The organism is Gulosibacter sp. 10, assembly GCF_900163695.1.
GTDB lineage: Bacteria > Actinomycetota > Actinomycetes > Actinomycetales > Microbacteriaceae > Gulosibacter.
Genome location: NZ_FUIC01000009.1, coordinates 40,447 through 47,381, shown reverse-complemented (window position 1 = coordinate 47,381; position 6,935 = coordinate 40,447). Strand labels below are relative to the sequence as shown.

Annotated in this window: 4 protein-coding genes; 2 read left to right on the top strand and 2 right to left on the bottom strand. The window is 71.7% G+C overall.

Annotated features, from left to right (window positions below; translation table 11 throughout):
• Positions 1-354: 354 nt before the first annotated feature.
• Both FM112_RS03590 and FM112_RS03585 read right to left on the bottom strand, forming a co-directional pair.
• On the bottom strand, positions 355-2,646 hold the full coding sequence (locus FM112_RS03590; RefSeq protein WP_087003590.1) for a YhgE/Pip domain-containing protein: 2,292 nt from the start codon (positions 2,644-2,646) through the stop codon (positions 355-357).
• Positions 2,643-5,546 (bottom strand): MMPL family transporter, encoded by a 2,904-nt coding sequence (locus FM112_RS03585; protein WP_176386651.1) that lies wholly within the window; start codon positions 5,544-5,546, stop codon positions 2,643-2,645. Before FM112_RS03585 ends, FM112_RS03590 begins: the two co-directional genes overlap by 4 nt.
• 146 nt (positions 5,547-5,692) lie before the next feature.
• On the opposite strand from FM112_RS03585, the gene FM112_RS03580 reads away from it, so the two are divergent.
• Positions 5,693-5,893, top strand: coding sequence for a hypothetical protein (locus FM112_RS03580; protein WP_087003584.1), 201 nt, complete (start codon positions 5,693-5,695; stop codon positions 5,891-5,893).
• A 97-nt stretch (positions 5,894-5,990) separates the two neighbouring features.
• Complete coding sequence (locus tag FM112_RS03575) at positions 5,991-6,875, top strand: hypothetical protein (RefSeq protein ID WP_087003581.1); 885 nt, start codon at positions 5,991-5,993, stop codon at positions 6,873-6,875.
• The last annotated feature ends 60 nt before the right edge of the window (positions 6,876-6,935 follow it).

The window sequence follows — 6,935 nt, the reverse complement described above, 5'->3', positions numbered from 1 at the left end:
GGGTCCAAAAAATGGCATTAGACAATAAAAGTGCACACTGTTGAGTTCTCAAGGAACGGATGCTTTCCGACTTCGCGGACCTATTCGGTCCGATCTGCTCGGAAGCAACTTCTCTATATTACACCGGTCAGCGCTTTTGTCAACTGACTTCCGGTCAATCTGTCCGAGTGGAGGCGAAGCCTCCCGATCGGCAATCCGATCCGCTCGTCATCCTTGGGACATCGGAGCGATAGTGGATTTTGACTGGGGACCGTGGTCCCGGTGTCCTGCTGCCGTTTCGGCAACTAGATAAGCGTACGACACGGCATTCCGGAATGTCAACTCGGACCTCCTCCCCGCCTCGATCGCGCCGGCTCATGCCGCGCGCGCCCCGGAGATGAGCGGGTCGACGGGGCGCCGACGCGCGCGCCGGAGCGCGATGACGGCGAGCAGGAGCCCGATCACGGCGATCAGCACCAGGCCGGCCAGGCACGCGAACACCGTCGCGGCCGAACCTCCCGCGAGCACCGTCTGCATCGCCGTCGCCGCCTGCGGCAGCGGGAAGAATCCCGCGACCGTGCTCACCCATGCGCCCCTGAGCTCGAGCGGGAAGAACCCGCGGATGAGGAGGCATTGGAAGAGCAGCAGGAGCACCGACGCGATCGCCGCGTTCCGGCGGCCCATGAGCATCGCGAGCAGCAGGTGCACGGCGCTCACCGTCACCGCCGCCAGCAGGGCGATCAGCACGGATCCGAGGAATCCGCTCCAGGGCGCGCCGAGGAACACGTGCGGGATCACGGCGAGCACGACCCCGACGATCGCGACGGGAAGGGTGAGCCGCCTGGCCGCCGCGAGGAAGATCGAGAGCGTCGACGCGCTCGAGTCGAGCTGGTCGCGGGTGACGATGCGCCGGCGGAGGGCGGTGATGAGCGCCGCCAGCCAGATGCCGACCGCCGTGCCGATCGCGCCGAGCACTCCCCCGAATCCGGGGGCGCCCTCGCGCACCGTCTCCGCCTCGACCGGCGCGGAGAGCACCTCCGCGAACTCCTCGGGGTCGCCGATGGCGTTCCTGGCCTGGTCCGCGCCCTCCTGCAGGCCGTCGCCCATCGTCGTCGCGCCGTCCTCGAGCTCCCCGATGCCGTCCCCGAGCTGCTGCCCGCCCTCGATCAGCTGGTCCTGGCCGTCGCGGAGCTCGCCGAGCCCGTCGACGAGGGAGGAGGCGCCGTCGGAGAGCTGCTGCGTCCCGTCCACGAGCTGCGGCCCGTTCTCGACGAGCTGCCGCCCGCCGTCCACGAGCTGCTGGCCGGCGGTGCCGAGCTCCTGCGAGCCGCCGGTGAGCTCGGCGCCGCCCGCGATGAGCTCGCCCGCGCCGCCCGAGAGCTGCTGGGCGCCGTCGTTCAGCTGCGAGACGCCATCCGTGTACTGCACGATCCCCTCGGCGAGCTGCCCGAGACCCTCGCCCGAACCGCTCAGCTGGTCCAGCTGCTCGACGGCCTGGTCGAGACCGCTCCGGATCGCGTCGAGGTCGACGCCCGAGGCGTCGATCGCGCCGACGAGCTGCTCCACCGCGTCGCGGCACTCCTGCGCGGACTCGGGCGATACCGCCTCGAGCTGATCGCAGTAGACCCCCAGCTGGGCGGGGTCGTATTCCTCGAGGCCGTCCAGCACCGGGCCGAGCTGCCCCAGGGCGTTCGCGACCTCGGCGATGCCCGGGCCGTACTCCTCGAGCCGATCGGCCATGTCGCCGAAGGCGCCGGCGCCCTCCTGCAGCGCGGCCGAGCCGCCGTCGAGCTGCTCGATCCCGCTCGCGAGCTCCTGGGCGCCGCCCGCGAAGGTGTCGACGCCCTCGACGTAGGAGCCCACTCCGTCCGCGTACGACCCGACCCCCGAGACGTACTCCTCGACGCCGCCCGCGAAGGTCGACACCCCGGAGACGTACTCGTCCGCGCCGCTCGCGAGGTCGCCCGCGCCCTGCGAGAACTGGACCGCGCCGTCGTGCGCCTGGCCCGCGCCCTCCGCCAGCTGCTCGTTGCCGTCGAGGAACTGGTCGAATCCGTCGCCGAGCTCGCCCGCGCCGCCGGCCAGCTCGTGGGCCCCGTCGGCGGCCTCCTGCAGCCCGTCCGCGGACTCGTTCATCCCGTCGGCGAGCCCGAGGGCCACAGTGCTGGTGATCGTCTGGCCGAACTCCGCCGTGAGCCCCTCGAAGAGCTCCTGACTCACGGCCCCCGTCGCCCAGTCGGAGGACTGGTTCGCGGTGATGTCGATCCGCGCGCTCCGCGGCTCGCCGCCCGAGAGCGAGAGCACCGCGCTCGAGAAGTCCTCGGGGATCGTGACGGCCACGTAGGCGTCCCCCGCCGCGAGCTCCTGCTCCGCCGTCTCGGGGCTCACGAGTCGCCAGTCGAACCGGTCGATGTTCGCGCTGTCCGTGAGCCAGCTCACGAGCAGCCTTCCCGCGACGACCTGCGTCTCGGTGCCGTCCGGATTCGACTGCGTGACCATCTCGTCGTTGTTCACGATGAGCGCGGGCAGCGCGTTCGACCGCTCGTCGGCGCCGCCGAGGGCCGCGAAGTACGCGGCGAGGAGGGCGATCGGGAGGAGCACGGCGAGCAGGAGGTTCCTGGTCCTCGCCCCGCCGAAGCCGGATGCGTGTCGAGTCGTGGCGCTCATGCGCGAAGGTCCTTTGCAGAATCGTGGGACGGGATGAAGTGCTGCTCGCGGGCCGCGACGACGAGCGCGTGCGGCCGCCTGGCTTCGAGGTGGGCGGGGACGTCGACCGGCTCCTGCGCGCCGACGACGATCGTGACCGAGCCGTCGACGAGGCGGTCGACCGCGCGGAGGACCTCCCCGGCCGCGGCGCCGTTGGCGCCGAAGTCGAGGATGAGCACCTCGGGCAGCTCGACGATCGACACGCCCGCGAGCGCCACGGATCGGGCGAGGGCGTCGAGCTCGTCGAGACGGGTCCCGGGATGCAGTCCGCCGCGGTGGCCGACCGAGTGCAGCGCGGCGTTCAGGTCGTCGATCACCCCGCGCACCGCGTCCTCGGGCAGCTCGGATCGCAGGCTCGCCGCCGCGTAGGTCCCGTGCCGTCCGATCAGCTGGCCCACGGTGAGCGAACGCGCCCGGTCGCTCGGCGCGTCGAGGTTCGCGATCGCGACGCGGGAGACGAGCCCGCCGCCATCGCCGGGCACCGTGCGGCCCAGCACCTGCGCGCGCCCGCCGACCGGGTCGAGGCGGCCGGCCAGCGTGGCCTCCAGCACGCGGCGCGGTCCCGCCTCCCCGGCGATCACGAGCAGGCCGCCCGCCGGCACGTCGCAGGCGACCGGGGCCAGCGGCTGCTCGGCGGTGCCGGCGCGCAGGTCCTCCAGCGCGATCGCCGCGCGGTGCTGCTCCGCCCAGACCGCGCGTTCGCGGTACTCCCGCAGCGCCTCCCCCTCGATGTCGAGGTCCGGGAGCCGCCGCTCGAGCCAGCGCGGGAGCGTCCAGGCGCGCTCGCCGAACAGCGACATGAGGGCGGGCACCAGGGTCATGCGCACGAGGAAGGCGTCGAAGGCGATGCCCGCCGCGAGCCCGAAGGCGATGACCTTGATCACGCCGGCGCCCTCCGGCACGAATGCGACGAAGACGAAGAACATGATGAGCGCCGCCGCGGTGACCACCCGGGCCGCGCCGGCGAATCCCTCCTCGATGGCCGCGCGCGCCCGATCGCCGCGGACATGCGCCTCGCGCATGCCGGAGACGAGGAAGACCTCGTAGTCCATCGCGAGGCCGAAGACGATCGCGAGCAGGATGATGGGGAGGAACGCGATGATCGGCCCGGGCACGATGCCCATGAAGTCGCCGAGGATGCCGTCCTGGAACACCAGCACCACGACGCCGAAGGCGGCGAAGGCCGAGAGCAGGAAGCTCAGCGCCGCCTTGAGCGGGACGAGCAGCGAGCGGAACACGAGCATGAGCAGGATGAAGCTCAGCCCCACCACGACCCCGGCGAAGGGCAGCAGCGCGCCGTTGAGCCGGTCGGTGATGTCGATCTGCACGGCGGTGGCCCCCGTGACGGAGCTGACCGCGCCGTACTCCTCCTCGATCTGCGGAGTCAGGGCGCGCAGCGCCTCCACCGTCTCGAGCGTCGCGGCGTCATCCGGTCCGGTGGTCGGCACCACCTGGATGATTGCGGAGTCGATGGTCGGGTTCGGGATGGCCGCGCCCGCCTCCTCCACGCCGGGGGTCTCGGCGACGAGATCGCCGATCGCCTCGAGGTCGTCGAGCAGCGTCTCGTCGTCCATCTGCGTGATGTCGAGCATGAGGATCATCGGCCCGTTCGCGCCCTCGCCGAAGTGGTCGGCGACGATGTCGTAGGCGTCGCGCGCCGTGCTCCCGACCGCCTCGCTGCGCCCCGAGGGCAGCGAGGTCTCCATGTGCAGCGCCGGGATGGCGAGCGCGCCGAGACCGCCGATCACGAGCACCACGAACAGCAGCGGCGCCTTGAGCACGGTCCGCACCCACCGGCGGCCCATGGTCGGGCGCGCCTCCGGGCCGACCTCGCGCCGCCATGCCCGCGAGCCCTGCCGGGGCCGCAGCCGCTCCCCCGCGAAGCCGAGCAGCGCCGGCAGCAGCGTCAGCGATGCGAGCAGCGCCATGAACACGCCCGCCGCGGCCGCGACGCCCATCACCGAGAGGAACGGGATGCCCACGATCAGCAGGCCGAGCAGGGCGATCATCACCGTCGCCGCCGCGAAGGTCACGGCCGAGCCCGAGGTGCCCACCGCGGTGGCCGCCGACTCCTCGACGTCCTCACCCCTCGCGAGGCGGTTGCGATGGCGCACGAGGATGAAGAGGGCGTAGTCGATGCCCACCGCGATGCCGATCATCACCGCCAGCAGCGGACTCGCGTTCGAGACCGTCACGAACCGGGCGATGAACAGCAGCGCCCCCATCGTGATGCCGACCGCGACGAGCGCCGAGGCGAGCGGCAGGCCGGCCGCCAGCACGGAGCCGAAGGTGACGATGAGCACGACCGCCGCGAACAGCACGCCGATGGCCTCGGTGACGGTCACGCCGTACTCGATGTCCTGGTAGAGGGTGCCGCCGAATTCGACGCCGAGCCCTTCGGCCTCCAGATCGCTCGAGATCGCGACGACCTCGTCGCGATCGTGCTCGAGCTCGCTCATGACGTCGGTGTCGAACTGCACCTGCACGATGGCCGCGTGCCCGTCCTCGCTCAGGCTGCCCGTGGCGTATTCGCTGAAGGGCGACATCGCCTGCGCCACGGAGTCGAGCTCGCCGAGCCGCTCGGCCACGTCCTCGATGGCCTCCTCATGGTCGGCGATCGCTCCCGACCCCGCGTCGATCACCACCTGCGCGCTCGCCCCCGCGACCTCCGGGAACACCTCGGCGAGGCGGTCGAGCGCGTCCTGGGATTCGGTTCCGGGGATCTCGAAGTCCTCCTGCATCTCCCCGCCGAGGCCCAGGCCGAGCCCGAGCGCCGCGGCGAGCGCCGCGAGCCACGCGACGAGCACGGAGCGGCGGTGGCGGAACGAGAAACGACCGATGCGGTACAGGAGCAGCGCCAAGTTGCATTCCTTGTCTGGTGAGGAGGGAGCCGGCGAACGCGGAGGAGTCGAAGATGAGACGGTGCGTTCCGTCTTACGATAGCGCGACTCCCCTCCCGTGAACAGGTACGCTGAGTGCATCCGCACGCTGCACGTAAGGAGCCCACATGCGCAAGTACCTCCTCAACGGGGCACTCATCTCCGCCGTCGCCGGCATCATCCCGACGCTGAAGCGCTCGCAGGACGCCGATTCCAAGGGCTCCGCGATTCTGCAGTGGGTGGCCTGGGGCGTCGCGGTCGGCCTCGCGGTCATGGCGGTGCGCGAGCAGGCGATCTCGGCCCGCGAGGACGACGAGCTCGAGCGCTGAGCGGATTCATCCCGACTCGGCCGGTTTTCCGCGTGCCTGGATGAAATGTCCGGGTCGTGTCCCTAGGCTTGCCTGAAGCCACGAAAGGGGGCCTGGGATGTTCGGCTGGTTCCGCAAACTCACGCAGCGGGAAGACACGGCGCAGCAGCGCGCGCCGGAACGACACGACTCCGATGCGAGCCTGCTCCAAGAGCCGGTCGCGCAGGAAGCTCCGCAGCGGGAGGTGGAGCCGGCGGAGGAGTTCATCGAGGTCTACACCCCCGAGCCGATGCCGGAACCCCCGACCTTCGCCCCGCCGCTGCAGCGCGAGGTCCCGCTCCCGCAGATCGAGGAGCGGGCGGACTCGGAGCAGGAGGACGCCCAGGAGCTTCCCGAGTTCCTGAACGCGCCTCCCGCGCCCCCGGCCCCCGTCGCGCAGCAGGCGCCCGAGGCCGAGCCCGCGTTCGCGCCCGATGACCGGGAAGTCGACGAGGCGCAGAACCCCGACGAGGCGCAGCCCGGAGCGATCGAGACGCCCGCGGCCTCCGAGGCGGTCGCCGAGCGCGAGCCCGAGTTCGACGGGCTGCTCACCGCCCCCTCGCCGCGTCCGGCGATGCCCCTCAGCGCGCATCCCAACTTCGCCGGCCTCGGCCTCGCGGAATGGGAGCCCATCGCGCCCCGGCTGCTCGAGCCGGAGGCGGCGCTCACCCCCGCCGCGCAGGCCGAGCTGATCAAGCTCTTCGACGATCTCTTCGGCCCCTGCGGGCGATACCGCCTCGAGTGGCGCACGACCCGCAGCCCGGGCGACGACGCGATGTTCGCCGAGATCATGACCGCGGACCTCGTGCGCCGGGTGCAGAACACGATCGCGGACGTCTCGGAGCTCGAGCGCCCGGTGCCCCCGAAGGCGATCGGCGCCGCGCCGCTCGACGCCCTCGAGTCGGAGGCCGAGGCCGGGGAGGCGGAGGACGACGCCGATGCCCGATTTCGCCGGGCCAGCTGAGGCGCGAGCCGAGACCCCCTGAACGACGAAGCGGCGGGGCGATCCGAGAAGGATCCCCCC

What these genes read in the sequence shown, in the direction of transcription:
- FM112_RS03580 (WP_087003584.1), top strand. Translation starts at nt 5,693, where the DNA reads ATGCGCAAGTACCTCCTCAACGGGGCACTCATCTCCGCCGTCGCCGGC.
- FM112_RS03575 (WP_087003581.1), top strand. Translation starts at nt 5,991, where the DNA reads ATGTTCGGCTGGTTCCGCAAACTCACGCAGCGGGAAGACACGGCGCAG.
- FM112_RS03590 (WP_087003590.1), bottom strand. Translation starts at nt 2,646, where the DNA reads ATGAGCGCCACGACTCGACACGCATCCGGCTTCGGCGGGGCGAGGACC.